18 protein-coding genes are annotated in these 19,130 nt (G+C 72.3%); 8 read left to right on the top strand and 10 right to left on the bottom strand.

All coding sequences use genetic code 11. From position 1 onward, the window contains the following. The first annotated feature begins 374 nt into the window (after positions 1–374). Entirely contained in the window at positions 375–740 is a 366-nt protein-coding gene (locus ABT084_RS03510; protein ID WP_351037997.1) for a WhiB family transcriptional regulator, read from the top strand. A 17-nt stretch (positions 741–757) separates the two neighbouring features. Here ABT084_RS03510 and bagB read toward each other — a convergent pair whose 3' ends face one another. Further along, positions 758–2,200 (bottom strand): ATPase BagB, encoded by a 1,443-nt coding sequence (gene bagB / locus ABT084_RS03505; RefSeq protein WP_351038126.1) that lies wholly within the window; start codon positions 2,198–2,200, stop codon positions 758–760. Between the two features lie 26 nt (positions 2,201–2,226). Next, positions 2,227–3,207, bottom strand: coding sequence for an ATPase BagA (bagA, locus tag ABT084_RS03500; RefSeq protein WP_351037996.1), 981 nt, complete (start codon positions 3,205–3,207; stop codon positions 2,227–2,229). A gap of 96 nt (positions 3,208–3,303) precedes the next feature. Between bagA and sp36 the strand changes: the two genes are divergently transcribed. The 4 genes from sp36 (at position 3,304) to ABT084_RS03480 (ending at position 5,812) form a co-directional block, all read left to right on the top strand. Continuing rightward, positions 3,304–3,465 carry a Sp36 family protein gene (gene sp36, locus ABT084_RS03495; RefSeq protein WP_007264966.1) on the top strand — a complete coding sequence of 54 codons (162 nt, stop codon included), beginning with the start codon at positions 3,304–3,306 and terminating at the stop codon, positions 3,463–3,465. Then, positions 3,462–3,941 carry a RidA family protein gene (locus ABT084_RS03490; protein WP_351037995.1) on the top strand — a complete coding sequence of 160 codons (480 nt, stop codon included), beginning with the start codon at positions 3,462–3,464 and terminating at the stop codon, positions 3,939–3,941. The genes sp36 and ABT084_RS03490 overlap by 4 nt, the downstream gene beginning before the upstream one ends. 102 nt (positions 3,942–4,043) lie before the next feature. Continuing rightward, entirely contained in the window at positions 4,044–4,961 is a 918-nt protein-coding gene (locus ABT084_RS03485) for an NUDIX hydrolase (protein WP_351037994.1), read from the top strand. Further along, positions 4,958–5,812 carry an MBL fold metallo-hydrolase gene (locus ABT084_RS03480; RefSeq protein ID WP_351037993.1) on the top strand — a complete coding sequence of 285 codons (855 nt, stop codon included), beginning with the start codon at positions 4,958–4,960 and terminating at the stop codon, positions 5,810–5,812. Before ABT084_RS03485 ends, ABT084_RS03480 begins: the two co-directional genes overlap by 4 nt. On the opposite strand, the gene ABT084_RS03475 is transcribed toward ABT084_RS03480, so the two are convergent. Both ABT084_RS03475 and ABT084_RS03470 read right to left on the bottom strand, forming a co-directional pair. After that, positions 5,803–6,624, bottom strand: coding sequence for a nucleotidyltransferase domain-containing protein (locus ABT084_RS03475; RefSeq protein ID WP_351037992.1), 822 nt, complete (start codon positions 6,622–6,624; stop codon positions 5,803–5,805). The two genes, ABT084_RS03480 and ABT084_RS03475, sit on opposite strands and share 10 nt — an antisense overlap. A gap of 113 nt (positions 6,625–6,737) precedes the next feature. Further along, positions 6,738–7,412, bottom strand: coding sequence for a Crp/Fnr family transcriptional regulator (locus ABT084_RS03470; protein WP_003981529.1), 675 nt, complete (start codon positions 7,410–7,412; stop codon positions 6,738–6,740). A gap of 350 nt (positions 7,413–7,762) precedes the next feature. Between ABT084_RS03470 and nth the strand changes: the two genes are divergently transcribed. The 3 genes from nth to ABT084_RS03455 all read left to right on the top strand — a co-directional run bounded on the left by nth (position 7,763) and on the right by ABT084_RS03455 (position 10,743). Beyond that, positions 7,763–8,614: an endonuclease III gene (gene nth / locus ABT084_RS03465; RefSeq protein WP_502968827.1), complete on the top strand. Its 852-nt coding sequence runs from the start codon at positions 7,763–7,765 to the stop codon at positions 8,612–8,614. A gap of 169 nt (positions 8,615–8,783) precedes the next feature. Then, positions 8,784–9,527, top strand: a complete 744-nt coding sequence (locus tag ABT084_RS03460) for an NUDIX hydrolase (RefSeq protein WP_351037991.1) — start codon at positions 8,784–8,786, stop codon at positions 9,525–9,527. Positions 9,528–9,540: 13 nt separating this feature from the next. Further along, entirely contained in the window at positions 9,541–10,743 is a 1,203-nt protein-coding gene (locus ABT084_RS03455) for a MarP family serine protease (RefSeq protein ID WP_351037990.1), read from the top strand. Between the two features lie 101 nt (positions 10,744–10,844). Here the strand turns inward: ABT084_RS03455 and ABT084_RS03450 are convergent, their stop codons facing one another. The 6 genes from ABT084_RS03450 to ABT084_RS03425 form a co-directional block, all read right to left on the bottom strand. After that, positions 10,845–11,024: a hypothetical protein gene (locus tag ABT084_RS03450; RefSeq protein ID WP_351037989.1), complete on the bottom strand. Its 180-nt coding sequence runs from the start codon at positions 11,022–11,024 to the stop codon at positions 10,845–10,847. A gap of 178 nt (positions 11,025–11,202) precedes the next feature. Beyond that, on the bottom strand, positions 11,203–12,174 hold the full coding sequence (locus ABT084_RS03445; RefSeq protein WP_351037988.1) for an alpha/beta fold hydrolase: 972 nt from the start codon (positions 12,172–12,174) through the stop codon (positions 11,203–11,205). Further along, entirely contained in the window at positions 12,171–12,629 is a 459-nt protein-coding gene (locus ABT084_RS03440) for a phage holin family protein (protein WP_351037987.1), read from the bottom strand. The genes ABT084_RS03445 and ABT084_RS03440 overlap by 4 nt, the downstream gene beginning before the upstream one ends. Before the next feature lie 51 nt (positions 12,630–12,680). Beyond that, on the bottom strand, positions 12,681–14,147 hold the full coding sequence (nhaA, locus tag ABT084_RS03435; RefSeq protein ID WP_351037986.1) for a Na+/H+ antiporter NhaA: 1,467 nt from the start codon (positions 14,145–14,147) through the stop codon (positions 12,681–12,683). 210 nt (positions 14,148–14,357) lie between these two features. Further along, complete coding sequence (gene acs, locus ABT084_RS03430; RefSeq protein WP_351038124.1) at positions 14,358–16,355, bottom strand: acetate--CoA ligase; 1,998 nt, start codon at positions 16,353–16,355, stop codon at positions 14,358–14,360. A gap of 170 nt (positions 16,356–16,525) precedes the next feature. Continuing rightward, complete coding sequence (locus ABT084_RS03425) at positions 16,526–19,114, bottom strand: SulP family inorganic anion transporter (RefSeq protein ID WP_351037985.1); 2,589 nt, start codon at positions 19,112–19,114, stop codon at positions 16,526–16,528. Positions 19,115–19,130 lie beyond the last annotated feature (16 nt).

Raw genomic sequence — 19,130 nt, 5'->3', positions numbered from 1 at the left:
TACGTTCTCATTCACCGGACACACGCGAATGCCTTGGCCTAAGGTGGCAACAACTGTCACAGCAGTGTGGCGCGACATCAACCCCGCGGCCTGATTTTCACCCTTCCCGAATGGGGTGAACCTTTGTCCGAATCTCGCGCCTGCCACCCGTGGCCCACCGATGATTCACCCGAATTGCCGGAATGGTCCGGCATGTCGTCCGATCACTCCGTCGGGTGATCTGCCGCTTACCCATAGTCCGTTCGGACCATTCAAGATTGGGCCCGACGGGGGTGTTGCACTGTGCCCGCCTTCCGTAACGTCCTCAACTGGCAGCGGTGAATATGCCGCTACCGCCGTGGGGGAGCCTCGATTCGGGAGAGGACGGCGCCGGGATGGGCTGGGTTACCGACTGGAGTGCGCAGGCAGCCTGCCGCACTACCGATCCGGATGAACTGTTCGTTCAAGGAGCGGCACAGAACAGGGCCAAGGCGGTGTGCACCGGATGTCCGGTGCGGACCGAATGCCTGGCCGATGCGCTCGACAATCGCGTCGAGTTCGGCGTGTGGGGCGGAATGACCGAGCGGGAGCGTCGCGCATTGCTGCGCAGGCGCCCCACCGTCACCTCGTGGCGACGGCTGCTCGAAACCGCCCGTACGGAGTACGAGCGCAGTACGGGCATCCTCACCGTGGATGTCGACGCGATCGATATCGATGCGGAGGTCGAGCTTCGGTTCGAGACGTACGCGGCAGCCGGGTAGACCCCCGCGCAGCCCGTCTACGCTCCGGCCGGCACCCCGGCCGCGAGCCGCTCTCCGATGGCCCGCAGCCCGGCGAGGTCGTGTACATCGCCGGGCAGGGCGGCCACTTCGGCCACCGCCACCTCGGGGTGCAGTGAGGTGAAGCGATCGCGTGTGCGCCGCTCGCGCGCGATCACCTGCATGCGCTCGGCGTGCAGGCGCAGCAGACCGGCGGTGATCTCGTCCGCCGTGAAGTCCGCCGTGAAATCCGTCGTGAAGTCCGCCGTGAAGTCCTCAGCGAGGTCCTCGGCGGTGACGTCACCGGTGACATCTCCGGGCCTCGGGCCCTCGGGCGTCGGGTCCTCGGCCGTCGCGGCTTCGGCCGTGGTGCCGTCGGCCGTCAGGTCCTCGGCCGTGAAGTCGTCCGTCGTACCGTTCCGTGGGGCAGGGCCGGCAGGGGCGGGGGAGCCGTCCGCGGCGGAGCCACGATGTCCAGCTTTCCCGGACTCCTGATCGACAATGCCACCCTCTTCAAGATTCTCTGCGGCGGCCAACGCCCGCTCCGCCGACAGCTGGTCGGCCCCGCTGCCGTGCACCCGGTTCAGTACGAGCCCCGCCAGCGGCATCCGTTCCGCCGCCAGCCGCTGCACGAAGTACGCCGCCTCGCGCACCGCGTCCGCCTCCGGCGCCGCGACCACGAGGAAGGCCGTACCGGGAGCCTGCAGCAGCCGGTACGTCGCGTCCGCGCGGGTGCGGAAGCCGCCGAACATCGTGTCCATCGCGGCCACGAAGGTCTGTACGTCCTTCAGCAGCGAGGCACCCATCAGCTTGCTCAGCGTGCCGGTCATCATCGACATGCCGACATTGAGGAACTTCATCCCAGCCCGGCCGCCGACCTTCGCCGGAGCCATCAGCACCCGGATGAACTTGCCGTCCAGGAAGGACCCCAGCCGCTTCGGCGCGTCCAGGAAGTCCAGCGCCGACCGGCTCGGCGGGGTGTCGACGATGATCAGGTCCCAGTCGTCCCGGGCGCGCAGCTGCCCGAGCTTCTCCATCGCCATGTACTCCTGCGTGCCCGCGAACCCGGCCGACAGGGACTGGTAGAAGGGGTTCTCGAGGATGGCCTTGGCCCGCTCGCCGTCCGCGTGCCCCTCGACGATCTCGTCGAAGGTCCGCTTCATGTCCAGCATCATGGCGTGCAGTTCGCCCCCGCTCCCCTGCGCGTCCCCGGCTCCGCCCACCCCCGCCACCCGCCGCGGGGTGTTGTCGAGGGAGTCGATGCCCAGCGACTGGGCCAGCCGGCGCGCCGGGTCGATGGTCAGGACGACCACCGTGCGCCCGCGTTCCGCCGCCCGCACGCCCAGGGCCGCGGCCGTGGTGGTCTTGCCGACGCCGCCCGACCCGCAGCACACGATGATCCGCGTACCGGGGTCGTCGAGCAGCGCGTCGACCCCCAGCCGCGGCGGAGTGTCCAGGCCCATGGTCCCCACGCTCCCCAGGTTCTCGCTCATTCGGACCCCACCTGCTTGCGGAGTTCCGTCGCCAGCTCGTACAGCCCGGCCAGATCCATCCCCGCGCCGAGCAGGGGGAGTTCGTACGCCGGTACGTCGAGCCCCTCCAGGACCGCCCGCTGCTCCCGCTCCAGCTCCACCCGGCCCGCGTGTTCCTCGGCCTGTTCCAGCAGCGGGTCCAGCAGCCGCTCCGCCAGGCCCCCGCGCCGGGCGCCGCCGAGGCCCGCCCGGGACAGCGACCGCGCCAGCTCGGCGCGGCGCTCCCCGGCGGCCGCCCGCAGAGTTCCCTCGTCCAGGTGATGCGGACGCATCATGTTGACGATGACGCGACCGACCGGCAGCCCGGCCTCGCGCAGCTCCGCGATCCCGTCCGCGGTCTCCTGGACCGGCATCTCCTCCAGCAGCGTCACCAGGTGCACCGCCGTCTCCGGGGACTTCAGCACCTTCATGACGGCCTGCGCCTGGTTGTGGATCGGCCCGAACCGGGCCAGCCCCGCGACCTCGTCGTTGACGTTCAGGAAGCGGGTGATCCGCCCCGTCGGCGGCGCGTCCATCACCACGTGGTCGTAGACGAACCGGCCCGCCTTGTCCTTGCGCCGCACCGCCTCGCACGCCTTGCCGGTCAGCAGCACGTCCCGCAGCCCCGGCGCGATCGTCGTCGCGAAGTCGATGGCGCCCAGCTTCTTCAGGGCGCGCCCGGCCGAGCCGAGCTTGTAGAACATCTGGAGGTAGTCCAACAGGGCCCGCTCCGCGTCGATCGCGAGCCCGAACACCTCCCCGCCGCCCGGCGCCACGGCGATCTTGCGCTCCTCGTACGGGAGCGCCTCCGCGCCGAAGAGCTGCGCGATCCCCTGCCTGCCCTCCACCTCCACCAGAAGCGTGCGTCCGCCCTCACGTGCGAGGGCGAGCGCGAATGCCGCGGCGACCGTGGTCTTTCCGGTGCCGCCCTTGCCGCTGACCACCTGGAGCCTGCTCACAGCCACCGAGCCTAATTCCTCGACGGTGGTGGCGTGGGCGGCGGGGCCAGGACGGGTCGCGCATCACGCCCCGGGACAGGCACTACGCTCGGCTCCATGACCAAGAAGTTCGAATATGCGACCGTCCCGCTGCTGGTCCACGCCACCAAGCAGATCCTGGACACCTGGGGCGAGGACGGCTGGGAGCTCGTCCAGGTCGTGCCCGGGCCGAACAACCCCGAGCAGCTCGTCGCCTACCTCAAGCGGGAGAAGGCATGACCGCCGGAGCCGTTGAAGCGAAGCTGGCCGAGCTCGGCCTGACCCTGCCCGACGTCGTCCCGCCGCTGGCCGCGTACCAGCCGGCCGTGCGCTCGGGCGCGTACGTCTACACCGCGGGCCAGCTCCCGATGGTGAAGGGCAGCATGCCGGTCACCGGCAAGGTCGGCGCGGAAGTCTCCGCCGAGCAGGCCAAGGAGCTGGCCGCCGTGTGCGCGCTGAACGCCCTGGCGGCCGTGAAGTCCGTCGTGGGTGACCTCGACCGGATCGCGCGCGTCGTGAAGGTCGTCGGCTTCGTCGCCTCCGCGCCCGACTTCACCGGGCAGCCGGGCGTGCTGAACGGTGCGAGCGAGCTGCTGGGCGAGGTGCTCGGCGAGCGCGGCGTGCACGCGCGCAGCGCCGTCGGCGTCGCGGTGCTGCCGCTGGACGCGCCCGTCGAGGTCGAGATCCTGGTGGAACTGACCCCGGACGCCGTCTAGCTCGACGGCCCGGGTCGTCCCTTCCGGCCGGGCCCCCGCCGCTTCCTCCGGGGAGGGGCGGGGGCTCTCGAACATCCCGCCGGATACCCGTAGCATCCGGCCATGCCGAATGATCCGCACGGCCAGTCGCCCAGCGAGCCCGTCGCCCCCGGTGGGCAGTGGTACCCGCCCGAGTGGCCCGACCGCATCCGCGCCCTCGCCGACGGGTCGCTGACCCCCGTGGCGCCCAAGCGCGCGGCCACCGTCATGCTCCTGCGCGACGACGAGGGCAGCGGCGCCGGCCCCGCCGTGCACATGCTCCGCCGCCGCACCTCGATGGCCTTCGCCGGAGGCGCGTACGCCTATCCCGGCGGCGGGGTCGACCCGCGGGACGAGGACCACCGCATCGGCTGGGCGGGCCCGGCCCTCGCCGACTGGGCCGCCCGGATGGGCACGGACGCCGCCACCGCCCAGGCCATCGTCTGCGGCGCGGTCCGCGAGACCTTCGAGGAAGCCGGGGTGCTGCTCGCCGGGGAGAGCCCCGGCACCGTCGTCGGCGACACGACCGGGGACGACTGGGAGGCGGACCGGCAGGCGCTGGTCGCCCGGGAGCTGTCCTTCGCCGAGTTCCTGGACCGCCGGGGCCTCCTGCTGCGGTCCGACCTGCTGGGCGCCTGGGCCCGCTGGATCACTCCCGAGTTCGAGCCGCGCCGCTACGACACCTGGTTCTTCGTGGCCGCGCTCCCCGCGGGTCAGCGCACCCGCAACGCCTCCACCGAGGCCGACCGGACCGTGTGGATCCGCCCGGCCGAGGCCGCCGCGGGCTACGACAAGGGCGAGCTGCTGATGATGCCGCCGACCATCTCCACCCTGCGCTCGCTGGAGCCCTACGGGAGCGCCGCCGAGGCGCTCGCCGCGGCCGCCGGGCAGGACCTGGCCCCGGTGCTGGCCCAGGCCGTGCTGGAGGACGGCCAGCTGGTGCTCAGCTGGCCGGGCCACGACGAGTTCACCAAGCGGGTCCGCCCGGGAGGCACGCCGTGACCGATGCCGCCGCCCTGCCCGGCCAGCCGCGCGGAACCGTCGTCTCCGGTCCCGCCACCGCCCGCGCGGTCAACGTACTGGCCCCCAACGCCTCCGCGATGACCCTGGACGGCACCAACACCTGGCTGGTCTCCGAACCGGACTCCGACCTCGCCGTGGTCATCGACCCCGGCCCGCTGGACGAGGGCCACCTCCGGAACGTGATCGACACGGCCGAGCGGGCGGGCAAGCGGATCGCGCTGACCCTCCTCACCCACGGCCACTTCGACCATGCCGAGGGCGCGGGCCGCTTCGCCGAGCTGACCCGCACCAAGGTGCGCGCCCTCGACCCCGCGCTCCGCCTCGGTGACGAGGGCCTGGCGGGCGGCGACGTCATCCGGGTCGGCGGCCTGGAGATGCGCGTCGTACCCACCCCGGGCCACACCGGCGACTCGCTCTGCTTCCACCTCCCGGCCGACCGCGCCGTCCTGACCGGGGACACCGTCCTCGGCCGCGGCACCACGGTCGTCGCCCACCCCGACGGGCGCCTGGGCGACTACCTCGACTCGCTGCGCCGGCTGCGCTCCCTGACCGTCGACGACGGGGTGCGGACGGTCCTGCCGGGCCACGGGCCGGTCCTGGAGGACGCGCAGGGCGCGGTGGAGTTCTATCTGGCCCACCGCGCGCACCGGCTCGCCCAGGTCGAGACGGCCGTGGAGAACGGTTTCAGCGCCCCCGAGGACGTCGTCGCCCACGTCTACGCCGATGTGGACCCGTCCCTGTGGCCGGCCGCGGAGTGGTCCGTACGCGCCCAGCTGGAGTACCTGCGCGAGCACGGCCTGATCCCGGGCGGCCCGGAGACCTACGGCTGAGCCGCTCGGCGCGGGGTCCGGTGCCCGTGCCGGGCGGTGTACTCGGCCGCGAGCCACGGCCCGAGGTCGTCGAGGTGCGCGCGCAGCACGCCCCGGTCGGCGCCCGCGTCCAGCCCCTCGGCCGCCGCGGCCTGCATCTGCGCCGCGCGGCCGGGGTAGTACCCGCCGAAGACCTCAGCGGACTCGGCCAGATCGCTGGTCCAGCCGCCCCACCGGGGCATGACCAGGGTGAATCCGGTGCGCACGAGCCGCCGGGCGAGGAAACGGTTCACCTTCCGCAGCTCCTCGTCCGTACGCGCCGCCGCGGCCCGCTCGCGCGTGGTGGCGAGTACGTCGTCCAGGTCGCCGTTGGTCTCCCGGGCGAGCAGGGCGTCCGGACGGTACCGCGGCAGGTGCTCGGCCAGGTCCGCGCCGAGCAGCGGGGTGCACAGGCAGGCGAGGAACCACCCCAGGTCGTGCCGCTCCGCCTCGCCGAGCAGGGTCTCCTTGCCGTACAGCAGGATCCCCGCGCCGTCGATCGCCGCGAAGTCCTGGTCCAGCCCGCGCCCGAGCACCTCGGCGGTGTCCCGGTCCTCACCGGTGGGCTCGCGGTGCAGGGCGAGCAGCACGTCGAGGTCGGAGCGGCCGGGCCGGGCGGTGCCGCGCGGCACGGACCCGTACAGGTACGCGCTGTGCAGCCGCCGCCCGTACGCCTCGGCGATCCGCTCCCGCGCGGCGGCGACCACGTCCCGGAAGGGCGCCGGCACCCGCCCCAGGGAGCCCTCGCGCTCGATGAACCCCTCGGAATCCAGCCCTCTGTGTCCCTGTCCCATGTGGATCACTGTGACACCCCCGCCCGGCGGCGCGGCGGAGGGCGGGAACGCGAAAGGGGGCCCCGCCCTCACGGGCAGGACCCCCTCACGGGCGTCGTCGGACGACGGACGGCTCAGCGCGAGCGCTTCGCCAGCCGCTCCACGTCCAGCAGGATCACGGCACGCGCCTCCAGGCGCAGCCAGCCGCGCCCGGCGAAGTCGGCCAGCGCCTTGTTCACCGTCTCGCGGGAGGCGCCGACGAGCTGTGCCAGCTCTTCCTGGGTCAGGTCGTGCACGACGTGGATGCCCTCTTCGGACTGCACGCCGAAGCGGCGCGACAGGTCCAGGAGCGCCCGGGCCACGCGGCCCGGTACGTCGGAGAAGACCAGGTCGGACATCTGGTCGTTGGTCTTGCGCAGGCGGCGGGCGACGGCGCGCAGCAGCGCGGTCGCGACCTCGGGCCGGGCGTTCAGCCAGGGCTGGAGGTCGCCGTGGCCGAGGCCGAGCAGCTTGACCTCGGTCAGCGCGGTCGCCGTGGCGGTGCGCGGGCCCGGGTCGAAGAGGGACAGCTCGCCGATCAGCTCGCCGGGGCCGAGCACGGCCAGCATGTTCTCGCGGCCGTCGGGCGAGGTGCGGTGGAGCTTCACCTTGCCCTCGGTCACCACATACAGGCGGTCGCCGGGGTCGCCCTCGTGGAACAGGGCGTCACCGCGGGCGAGGGTCACCTCGCCCATGGATGCGCGGAGCTCCGCGGCCTGCTCGTCATCGAGCGCCGCGAAGAGCGGGGCGCGCCGCAGAACGTCGTCCACGAGTCTCTCTCCTATGTCGACCGGCGTCAGGGACCTTCGGCCCCATTTTGCCGGACGCCTCAAACAGTGCGATCAGTCACTCAAGTCACAAGGATGCCGGACATACGGGCGTGCTGTGCGGCGAGAGGCCAATCGGAGTGGTGTTACCAGAGGTCCGGGCGGGTGTCAGCGCCCGGCCTTAGGCTGGCCGGGTGTCCAATAAGCCGGTGAGAGCACAGGCCAAGGGGTCCGCGGGTGTGACCGCGACCCGTAATTCTGCTGTGGGCGAACAGGCCCCTTCCGGGTCAGCTCCGGAGGAGCCGCGGCGCACAAAAGGCAAAGATTCGGCCAAAAAACCCCCTGGGTCGACCGTGAAGGCGCCGGAGGCGGGGAAGGCGGCGAAGACCGTGGAGGCGAAGGCCGCGCAGCCGGCCCGACCGGTGAAGGCGGCGAAAGCGGAATCCCACCTCGGCATGGTCCGGCGAGCCCGCCGGATCAACCGTGAGCTGGCCGAGGTCTATCCCTACGCCCATCCGGAACTGGACTTCCGCAACCCCTTCGAGCTGCTGGTCGCCACCGTGCTGTCCGCGCAGACCACCGACCTGCGGGTGAACCAGACCACCCCGGCCCTCTTCGCCGCCTACCCCACCCCGGAGGACATGGCGCAGGCCGTGCCCGAGGAGCTGGAGCAGATCATCCGGCCGACCGGGTTCTTCCGGGCGAAGGCGAAGTCGCTGCTGGGGCTCTCCGCCGCACTGCGGGACACCTTCGGCGGCGAGGTGCCGGGCCGGATCGAGGACCTTGTGACCCTGCCCGGCGTCGGCCGCAAGACCGCCAACGTGGTCCTCGGCAATGCCTTCGGGGTCCCCGGGATCACGGTCGACACCCACTTCGGCCGCCTGGTGCGCCGCTGGAAGCTGACCGAGCAGGAGGACCCGGAGAAGGTCGAGGCGGAGATCTGCGCGATCTTCCCCAAGAGCGAGTGGACGATGCTCTCGCACCGGGTCGTCTTCCACGGCCGCCGGATCTGCCACTCCCGCAAGCCCGCCTGCGGCGCCTGCCCGATCGCGCCGCTCTGCCCGGCGTACGGGGAGGGCGAGACCGACCCGGAGAAGGCGAAGCTGCTGCTGAAGTACGAGAAGGGCGGGTATCCGGGCCAGCGGCTGAGCCCGCCGGCCGACTATCCGGGGCTCCCGGCGCCCGCCCTCGGCGCGCCGTCGTGAGCGCGGGGGCCGTGAGCACAGGGGTCATCAGCGTGGCGCCCGCGGGCATGCGGGCCACGGCCATGTCGAAGTACTGAGGAACGAATCCGGCCACGGACCGCGTTGTCCGGATGCCGGGAAGTACAGGGGAGCAAGGGTGCCTATGACGCGCGGGACGCAGGACGACAGCGTGACCACCGAGACCCGGGCCCGCACCGGTCCCGGACCTCAGCCCGGCCGCGGGGGAGACCCGGGCCGGGCCCCCGGGGGCGCCGAGGTCAGCGCCCACGGCCTGCCCGCCTGGCTCGACCCCGTCGTCGAGGCCGCCCGGACCGTCCGCCCGGCCCAGCTCAGCCGCTTCCTGCCCCCCGAGGACGGCGCGGGCCGCCAGTCCGCCGTCCTGGTCCTCTTCGGCGAGGGTCCCCGCGGCCCCGAGCTGCTGCTGATGGAGCGCGCGGGAACCCTGCGCTCCCACGCCGGCCAGCCGTCCTTCCCGGGCGGCGCGCTCGACCCGCAGGACGGCGACCCGCAGACCACCGGCCCGCTGCGGGCCGCGCTGCGCGAGGCCGAGGAGGAGACCGGGCTGGATCCGGCCGGGGTGCAGCTCTTCGGCGTCCTGCCCCGGCTCTACATCCCGGTCAGCGAGTTCGTGGTGACGCCCGTGCTCGGCTGGTGGCGCGAGCCCAGCCCGGTCGGGGCCGTGGACCTCGCGGAGACCGCCCGGGTCTTCACGGTTCCCGTGGCGGATCTCACGGACCCCGCTCACCGGGTCACCGTCGTCCATCCCGGCGGGTACCAAGGCCCCGCGTTTCAGGTCGAATCGGCCCTGGTCTGGGGTTTTACCGCCGGAGTGATCGACCGGATCCTGCATTTCGCCGGCTGGGAGCAGCCGTGGGACCGCTCACGCCGGGTCCCCCTGGACTGGCGCGCATGAGACGGTGGCCCACGTGAACGTGCTGGACATCCTGCTGCTGGTCGCCGCCGTGTGGTTCGCGATCGTGGGCTACCGCCAAGGCTTCGTCGTCGGCATTCTGTCGGTGACCGGCTTCCTCGGCGGTGGCCTCATCGCCGTGTTCCTGCTCCCGCTCGTCTGGGACCAGGTGATGGACGACAAGGCCAAGGTGTCCACCACCATGGCCGTCGTCGCGGTGGTCGTCGTCATCGTCTGCGCCTCGATCGGCCAGGCCCTCACCACCCACCTGGGCAACCGGCTGCGCCGGTACATCACCTGGTCACCGGCCCGCGTGGTCGACGCGACCGGTGGCGCCCTGGTGAACGTCATGGCCATGCTGCTGGTGGCGTGGCTGATCGGCTCCGCGCTGGCCGGGACCTCCCTTCCCACGCTGGGCAAGGAGGTCCGTAACTCCAAGGTGCTCCTCGGCGTGTCGCGGGTCCTCCCGGACCAGGCCAACACCTGGTTCTCGGACTTCAGCTCCGTGCTCGCGCAGAACGGCTTCCCGCAGGTCTTCAGCCCGTTCTCGAACGAGCCGATCACCGAGGTGAAGCCGCCCGATCCGGAGCTGGTCCGCAACCCGGTCGTCGAGCGCGCCAAGCGGTCCATCGTCAAGGTGGTCGGTACGGCGCCCAGTTGCAGCAAGGTGCTGGAGGGCTCGGGCTTCGTCTTCGCCCCCGGCAAGGTCATGACGAACGCGCATGTCGTCGGCGGGGTGGGCGAGCCGACCGTCCAGATCGGCGGCGAGGGCAAGCTGTATGACGGCAAGGTCGTGCTCTACGACTGGGCGCGCGACATCGCCGTCCTGGACGTGCCCAAGCTGAAGGCGCCGCCGCTCGAATTCGCCGAGAAGGACGCGGCGAGCGGTTTCGACGCGATCGTCGCCGGGTTCCCGGAGAACGGCGCGTACGACGTCCGCCCGGCGCGCGTCCGCGGTCGGATCAACGCGAACGGACCGGACATCTACCACCGCGGTACCGTCCGCCGTGACGTCTACTCGCTCTACGCGACGGTCCGCCAGGGCAACTCCGGTGGCCCGCTGCTGACGCCCGACGGCAAGGTGTACGGGGTCGTCTTCGCGAAGTCGCTCGACGACCCGAACACCGGGTACGCCCTGACAGCGGACGAGGTCCGCGACGACATCAGGAACGGCCAGGTGGCCCAGCGCCGGGTCGACAGCCAGGGCTGCGCCCTCTGAGACCCGCGTACGGCTCCTGCGCCCGCTGAGCCGGGCGCGGGAGCCCGGGCCCGCCGGGCCCGACGTACGCGCCCGCGCCCGCCACGTGAGGGGCGCGGCGCCTACGTACGCTGATGACGCAGGCGCGCCGAGACCCAGCGGGCCCGGCGGCGCAGGATCAGCGGAATCCCGAGTCGGGGGTCGTGACCGTGGCCATGCCGGCCGACCCTCTCGTGGCTGCCCGGCGCAGTGGCCGAGCCTCGTTCGCGTGCGGAGTCACCGTAGTCGTGCGTCCAGCCCATACCCCGACCTCTGCCCGTGCCCCAAGGTCCGTAATCGTGTGGGAGGCGGCCAATTGGCCTATGCGGCGGGCAAGTGAACGTTCGTAGGACAAGCGTTCCGGTCAAACGGCCCGTCAGGGGCCGCACGGCGGGCCGCCGATGACCTCCGACGGCCCGTCAGCGCATGTCCGGGGCGGGCTCAGCGGTCCGGTTCAGGGTCCTTGAGCCAGTTCACGAGCTCGGTCGAGAACAGGTCGGGAGCCTCTTCGTGCGGGAAGTGCCCGAGCCCGTCGAACAGCCGCCACCGGTAGGGCGCTTCGACGTACTCCCCGGATCCGGCCGCGCTGCGCGTCCGCATCACCGGATCGAGCGCGCCGTGCACATGCAGCGTGGGCACCCGCACCGGCCGCTTCATCCGGCGGTTGAACTGCAGTCCGTCCGGCCGGGCCATGGACCGCATCATCCAGCGGTAGGGCTCGATGGAGCAGTGCGCGGTGGACGGGATGCACATCGCGCGCCGGTAGGCGTCGATGGCCGCTTCCTCCGCGGCCGCGTCGGCGCCCTCCCGCGGCAGCGGACCCGACCACTCGCGGATCAGGTCGCCGACCAGCGCGCCCCCGTCGGCGACGAGCTGCCGCTCGGGAAGGAACGGCCGCTGGAAGCCCCAGATGTGCGAACTGGCACGGGTCTGCCCGAAGTCGGACAGCATCGCCGAGCGCCAGCGGCGCGGGTGCGGCATGGAGGAGACGACGAGCCGGCGCACCAGCTTGGGCCGCATGACGGCGGCGGTCCAGGCGAGGTACCCGCCCAGGTCGTGCCCGACGAGCGCGGCGTCGGGCTCGCCGAGCGAGCGGATGACCCCGGTGACGTCGAGCGCGAGGTTGGCGGGATCGTAACCGCGCGGGGTGCGGTCGCTGCCGCCCACCCCGCGCAGGTCCATCGCGACCGCGCGGTAGCCCGCGTCGGCGAGCGCCACCAGCTGGTGGCGCCAGGTCCACCAGAACTGCGGGAAGCCGTGCAGCAGCAGGACCAGCGGCCCCTCGCCCAGCTCGGCGACGTGGAACCGGGCGCCGTTGGCGGCGACGTCCCGGTGGGTCCAGGGGCCGTCGATCCGCACCGGCGAGGCAGCCGGGGGCGGGGTGCTGCTGGGTTCCGGTGTGGGCGCTGTCATGAGGACGAGCGTGCCACACCCACCGCCTTGTCACTGACCGGCCGCGGGTGCGGCTTGACGGTCCCGACGAGCGCCGCGGTCTGCTTGACGGAGGCGATGGACCGCTCCGGCGGCTTGACCTTCTTGAACTTGGACACGGCGAGCAGCGCGAGCAGGCCCGCGAGCAGCAGGAACGCCGCGCCGACGATCAGGAACGACCAGGCGAGACCGAGGCCGAGCGCGTGGATCCCGTACGCCGCCGCGAAGCTCAGCACCGGCAGCGAGAAGATTCCGAACACTCCCGCGATACCGATGGCGGTGCCACCGATGCCCACGCGCTTGACGTCCTGGCGCAGTTCCGCCTTCGCGAGGGCGATCTCGTCGTGCACCAGGGCGGACATCTCGGCGGTGGCCGAGGCGACCAGCTGACCGAGTGTGCGCTCGGCTCCTTGCGCCCCTTGGTCCACTGCGCTCATCGCTCTCTCCCTCATTCGTCTGCCGGCGACGGCTGTCCTCCGTCAGTCAGATCATGCCGGACGGTCGCCCCCGGCGGGGGATCCGGTGGTGCCGGCGGTGGCGGCTTCGGTCCCTTCGGCGGCGGCCGCGGTGGCCGCGGCGGTGGCCGCCTCGGCCTTGCGGCGGTGTTCCGCGGCCTTGTCCTCGTAGATCTTCGCCATGCGCAGGTGGTACTCCGGCTTGTCCTCCTCGTAGATGTCCGGAATGCCGTCGAGGTCCTCGTCGCGCTCCTCGGCGTCGGTGAGGGCCTTGTACGTGCGGTTGCGGAGCTTGAGCATCACGCCCGCGAAGACGGCGGCGATCAGCGAGCCGATCAGGACGGCGGCCTTGACCTCGTCGGTGAGGGTCTGGTCGCCGGCGAAGGCGAGTTCGCCGATCAGCAGGGAGACGGTGAATCCGATGCCGGCGAGCGAGGCGACCGCGAAGACGTCCGGCCAGGCGAGGTCGTCGTTCAGCTCGGCCTTGGTGAAGCGGGCGGCCAGCCAGGTGCCGCCGAAGATGCCGACGGTCTTGCCGACGACCAGACCGAGGACCACGCCCAGGGTCTCGGGCCGGGTGAAGACCTGCCCGATCGAATCGTCCGAGAGGGAGACGCCCGCTGCGAAGAGGGCGAAGAGCGGGACGGCCAGAGCGGCGGAGAGGGGCCGGACGATGTGCTCGATGTGCTCGCCCGGCGACTGCCGCTCGCCGTCCTTGACGCTGCAGCGGAGCATCAGGCCCATGGCGACGCCCGCGATGGTCGCGTGCACGCCGCTGTTGTACATCAGGCCCCAGATGACCAGGGCGAGCGGGACGTAGACGTACCAGCCGCGGACGTTCTTGCGCAGCAGGAACCAGAAGAGGGCGAGGCCGACGAAGGCGCCGCCGAGCGCCAGGAAGTTGATCTCGCTGGTGAAGAACACCGCGATGATCAGGATGGCGAACAGGTCGTCCACGACGGCCAGGGTCAGCAGGAACGCGCGCAGGGCGGACGGCAGCGAGGTGCCGATGACCGCGAGGACGGCGAGCGCGAAGGCGATGTCGGTGGCGGTCGGGACCGCCCAGCCGTCCGTCGAGCCGTCGCCGGTGATGTTGACCAGTACGTAGACCAGCGCGGGCACCGCCATGCCGCAGACGGCGGCGATGACGGGCAGGGCGGCGGCCTTGGCGTCGCGCAGGTCGCCGGCGACCAGCTCGCGCTTGAGCTCGATGCCCGCCACGAAGAAGAAGACCGCGAGCAGCCCGTCGGCCGCCCAGTGCTGGAGCGAGAGGTCCAGGCCGAGGGAGGCGGGGCCGATGTGGGAACCGCGGACGCTGTCGTAGCTGTCGGACAGGGCGGGGATGTTGGCCCACATCAGGGCGGCGATGGCGGCCACGAGGAGCAGGACGCCGCCGACGGTCTCGGCGCGCAGGGCGTCGGCCACGTACCGCCGCTCGGGCAGGGAGAGCCGGCCGAGGAACGTGCGGTTCTGCTGGTCGGTGGGGCGGGGCGCGGCCACGTGAGGACACCTCCGGGTCGGTTGGACGGCATGGCGAAGCACGTTGCCGACCAGACTTCCCGGCGCACCCTGTGGACAAAATATTTACGTTCCCATGACTTTACAGGGAAGCGGGGGCGCGCAAGGGACGTATCCGGCGATCATCACTTTATGCGCGAAAAGGGCGCCCGGCGCGTTGTGCGCCGGACGCCCCTCGTCGTGCGGTGGGTGTCAGTCCTCGCTGCCCGCGGAGGGCAGCTGGGTCTGGATCAGGTCCATGACCGAGGAATCGGCGAGGGTGGTGACGTCACCGACCGCCCGGTTCTCCGCCACGTCGCGCAGCAGTCGACGCATGATCTTGCCCGAGCGGGTCTTGGGCAGCTCCTGGACCGGCAGGATCCGCTTCGGCTTGGCGATCGGGCCGAGCGTGGTGCCCACGTGGTTGCGCAGTTCCGCGACCAGGGTGTCGGTCTCGGCGGCGCTGCCGCGCAGGATGACGAACGCCACGATGGCCTGGCCGGTGGTCTCGTCCGCGGCGCCGACCACGGCCGCCTCGGCGACCGCGGGGTGCGAGACGAGCGCCGACTCGACCTCGGTGGTCGAGATGTTGTGGCCGGACACCAGCATCACGTCGTCGACCCGGCCGAGCAGCCAGATGTCGCCGTCGTCGTCCTTCTTGGCGCCGTCACCGGCGAAGTACTTGCCCTGGAAGCGTGACCAGTAGGTGTCGATGAACCGCTGGTCGTCGCCCCAGATGGTGCGCAGCATCGAGGGCCACGGCTCGGTGAGGACCAGATAGCCGCCACCGCCGTTGGGGACCTCGTTGCCCTCGTCGTCCACGACGGTGGCGCCGATGCCGGGCAGCGCGCGCTGGGCCGAGCCCGGCTTGGTCGCGGTGACACCGGGCAGCGGGGAGATCATCATGGCGCCGGTCTCGGTCTGCCACCACGTGTCGACGATCGGGCAGCGGTCACCGCCGATGTTCTTGCGGTACCACATCCAGGCCTCGGGGTTGATCGGCTCGCCGACCGAACCCAGCACGCGCAGGCTCGACAGGTCGAACTTCGCGGGGATGTCGTCGCCCCACTTCATGAACGTCCGGATGGCCGTCGGCGCGGTGTAGAGGATGGTGACGCCGTACTTCTGCACGACCTCCCAGAAGCGCCCCTGGTGCGGGGTGTCCGGGGTGCCCTCGTACATCACCTGGGTGGCGCCGTTGGCGAGCGGCCCGTAGACGATGTAGGAGTGCCCGGTCACCCAGCCGATGTCGGCGGTGCACCAGTAGACGTCGGTCTCCGGCTTGAGGTCGAAGACGGCGTTGTGGGTGTACGCGGCCTGCGTGAGGTAGCCGCCCGAGGTGTGCAGGATGCCCTTCGGCTTCCCCGTGGTGCCCGAGGTGTAGAGGATGAAGAGCGGGTGCTCCGCGTCGAAGGCCTCGGGGGTGTGCTCGGCGGACTGGCGGCCGACGACGTCGTGCCACCAGACGTCGCGGCCCTCGGCGAAGGCGGTGTCCTGGCCGGTGCGCCGGACGACGAGCACGTGCTCGACCTGCGGGCACTTGGCCACGGCTTCGTCGATCGCGGGCTTGAGCGCGGTGGGCTTGCCGCGGCGGTAGCCGCCGTCGGCGGTGATGACGAGCTTCGCGTCGGCGTCCTGGATGCGGGAGGCGACGGCGTCGGCGGAGAAACCGCCGAAGACCACGGAGTGCGCGGCGCCGACCCGGGCGCACGCGAGCATCGCGACGACGGCCTCGGGGATCATCGGCAGGTAGACGGCGACCCGGTCGCCGGTGCGCACGCCCAGCTCGGTCAGGGCGTTGGCGGCCCGGGAGACCTCGTCCTTGAGCTCGGCGTAGGTGATCGAGCGGCTGTCGCCGGGCTCGCCCTCGAAGTGGAGGGCCACCCGGTCGCCGTTGCCGGCCTCGACGTGGCGGTCCACGCAGTTGTAGGCCACGTTCAGCTTGCCGTCCGCGAACCACTTCGCGAAGGGCGGGTTGCTCCAGTCGAGCGTCTCGGTGGGCTCGACGGCCCAGCTCAGCCGACGTGCCTGCTCGGCCCAGAAGCCCAGCCTGTCCGCGTCGGCCTGTTCGTACGCCGCGGCCGTCACATTGGCGGCGGTGGCCAGATCGGCGGGCGGTGCGAACCGCCGCTCCTCCTTGAGCAGGTTGGCCAGGCTGTCATTGCTCACGACATCTCCCTTTCCCAGGGTGTCCGTTGTGTCCCCGGGGATAGCTCATCAGGTCAGACACCCAGGTGACAAGACCCTGCCGCAAATTGGTTTAGACCTATACCACGGTCAACTGGGTGCCCCGGCCCTGGGCGGGCAGGCGCCGATGGCCCCTTGCCGCGGTGATCGCGGGAAGGGGCCATCGGGGGCGTCCGAGGACGGAGCGTATCGGTTCAGGCGGGCGTGACCGCCCTGGGCGAGGCGTGAGCGTCCCGCATGGCCGTTTTTGCCCCCCTGGTGTCCGGCAGGACACTGTCGAAGACCCGGCAGTCGAAGAAGTCCTCGCCCGGCGAGAGCAGATAGGCCTGGGCCTCACCGACATGGAAGTACATGCCGTGGAGTTCCAGCGTGCCCTCGGCCAGCCTGCGCGCCACCGACTCGTGGGCCCGCAGGTGCTCCAGCTGCTGCACCACATTGGTCAGGCAGAGCTGCTCGACGGCGTCCGCGGGCAGCCTGCCCGAGATCCGCACCCAGGGGTGGTGACGGCTGGCCATCCGCGCCAGGCTCGGCAGACCGTGCCGCAGCCAGCGCCGCAATGGGGTCATCGGCGCCCCGGGCGCGGCGTTGAGCAGCGCCTGCATCGCGCCGCAGCCCGAATGCCCGCACACGGTGATGCTGTCCACCTGGAGCACGTCCACCGCGTACTCGATGGCGGCGGCGACGGAGTCGTCCGTGGACTCGGCGCCCGGCAGCGGGACCAGATTGCCGACGTTGCGGACGGTGAAGAGGTCGCCCGGGCCGCTGGCCGTGATCATGCTGGTGACCAGCCGGGAGTCCGCGCAGGTCAGGAAGAGCTGCGAGGGACTCTGGCCCTCCCGGGCCAGCCGGGCCAGCTCGTCCCGGACGTGCGGCGCGGTGTCGCGCTGGAAGGCGCCGATCCCGCTGGCCAGTTGGCCGGCACCCCGGCGACGCGGCGCGGGAGCGGGGCGGGCGGCCGCCGCCTTCGGCTCGGTGGCGCTCTGTCCGGCGCCGGTGGGCTGTGCGGTGGCGTGATGTCCGGGGCCGGGGCCGGGGCCGGGGCCGGTGCGGGTGGGGGTGGCCTGGGCGGCGCCGTGGTGCGCGGCGCCGTGCCGCGCGGGGCCGGTCCGTTCGGTGCCGGTCGGCTCGGGGTCGGCCGAGGTGTCGGGCGGTGTCCGGTGGTCGCAGTGGTTCTGCCAGGGGGTCCAGGGGCGGCAGCAGTGGTGTGCCCCGCGCTGCGCCCGGTCGGGCTCGCCGATCCGGGCTCCGGAGCGGCCGGTGACCTCCACCGAACCCCCGTGCGCCAGATGGGATTCCTGCCAGTCCTGCAGGGTCTCGTAGGCCGCGTGATCGATGAACGAGCCGTCCAGCTCGATCACCGCGTGCGCGTGATGCGGGATCTGGCCCAGCTCCCGGCTCAGCCGGGGTACCGCGAGGAAGGTCAACTGGCCGCGGGCCCAGACCCGGTGGACCGCGCCGTCGTCCTGCACCTCCACGGTGATCCGGGTGCGCGCCAGCCGGTGCAGCGCGATCGCGACCGCGACCGCGATGCCGACGGCCACGCCCTCGAGCACCCCGCCGAGCACCACGGCCGTGATGGTCGTGAGGTAGACGATGATCTCCCGATGGCGCGTGACATTGCGCAGGCGCGTGATGCTGGCCATCTGCACGCCCACGGCCATGACGAGCGCGGCCAGCGCGGCGAGCGGGATCAGGTCCAGGACGGGGGCGAGCAGCCCGGCGGCGAGCAGCACCCAGAGCCCGTGCAGCATCGAGGCCCGCCGACTGACCGCGCCGGACTTGACGTTGGCCACGCTGCGCGCGGCCCCGCCGGCGACGGGCAGCCCGCCCAGGGCCCCGGAGAGGATGTTCGCCAGGCCCTGGCCGCGCAGCTCGCGGTTCAGGTCGGCGCGCGGCGGGCGGGCGGCCGTACCGCGGTGGGCGGCGATGATCTTGTCGGTCGCGACGGCGGACAGCAGCGACTCCACACTGCCGACCAAAGTGACGGTCAGTACCGCCGCGATGATGCCCAGGACGGGCCCCTCGGGCAGCTCGGGCAGGGCGTGGCTGCTCCAGGACGGCAGGTCGACCCGGGGCAGGCTGAGCCCGGCGAAGGCCGCGAAGGCGGTGGCCGCGGCGACCGCGGCGAGCGCGGCCGGGACCTTGCGCAGCGCCCGCCCGGCCCGCCCGGGCAGCCGCGGCCAGGCGAGCAGCACCGTCAGGGTGAGCGCGCTGACGGCGAGCGCCCACGGATGCAGGTCGGCCAACTGGGCGGGCAGCCCCCGGACGTTGGCCAGGGCGGAGCTCTGCGGGGTGCCGCCGAGCACGATGTGGAGCTGGGCGAGCGCGATCGTCACGCCGACGCCCGCGAGCATGCCGTGGACGACGGACGGGCTGACCATGAGGGCCGAGCGGGCGGTGCGCAGGAGGGCCAGGCCCAGCTGGCAGAAGCCCGCGAGGACGGTGATGGCACAGGTGGTGCGCCATCCGTAGCGCTGGATCAACTCCGCGGCGACGACGGTGACTCCGGTGGCGGCGCCGCTCACCTGGAGCGGGGCGCCGCCGAACCGCCCGGCGACGATCCCGCCCACCGCCGCGGCCACGAGTCCGGCCTGGAGCGGGGCTCCCGTGGCGAGGGCGATGCCCAGGGAGAGCGGCAGGGCGATCAGGAAGACGGCGACGGAGGCCGACAGGTCGGCGGCGAGGCCGGGCGGGACCCGGGCCGGGAGCCGGGGCGACGCCCTCGGTGGCACCGGGGGCGGGGAGCCGTGCTGGGTGGGGCGCGTGGGGGCGCTGGCGGTCATGTCCCGTCTCCTCTGG

Source organism: Streptomyces sp. NPDC002138 (assembly GCF_040296485.1).
Taxonomy (GTDB): domain Bacteria; phylum Actinomycetota; class Actinomycetes; order Streptomycetales; family Streptomycetaceae; genus Streptomyces.
Note: the sequence above shows the minus strand (reverse complement) of the source record. Positions and strands in the feature narration are given on the sequence as shown.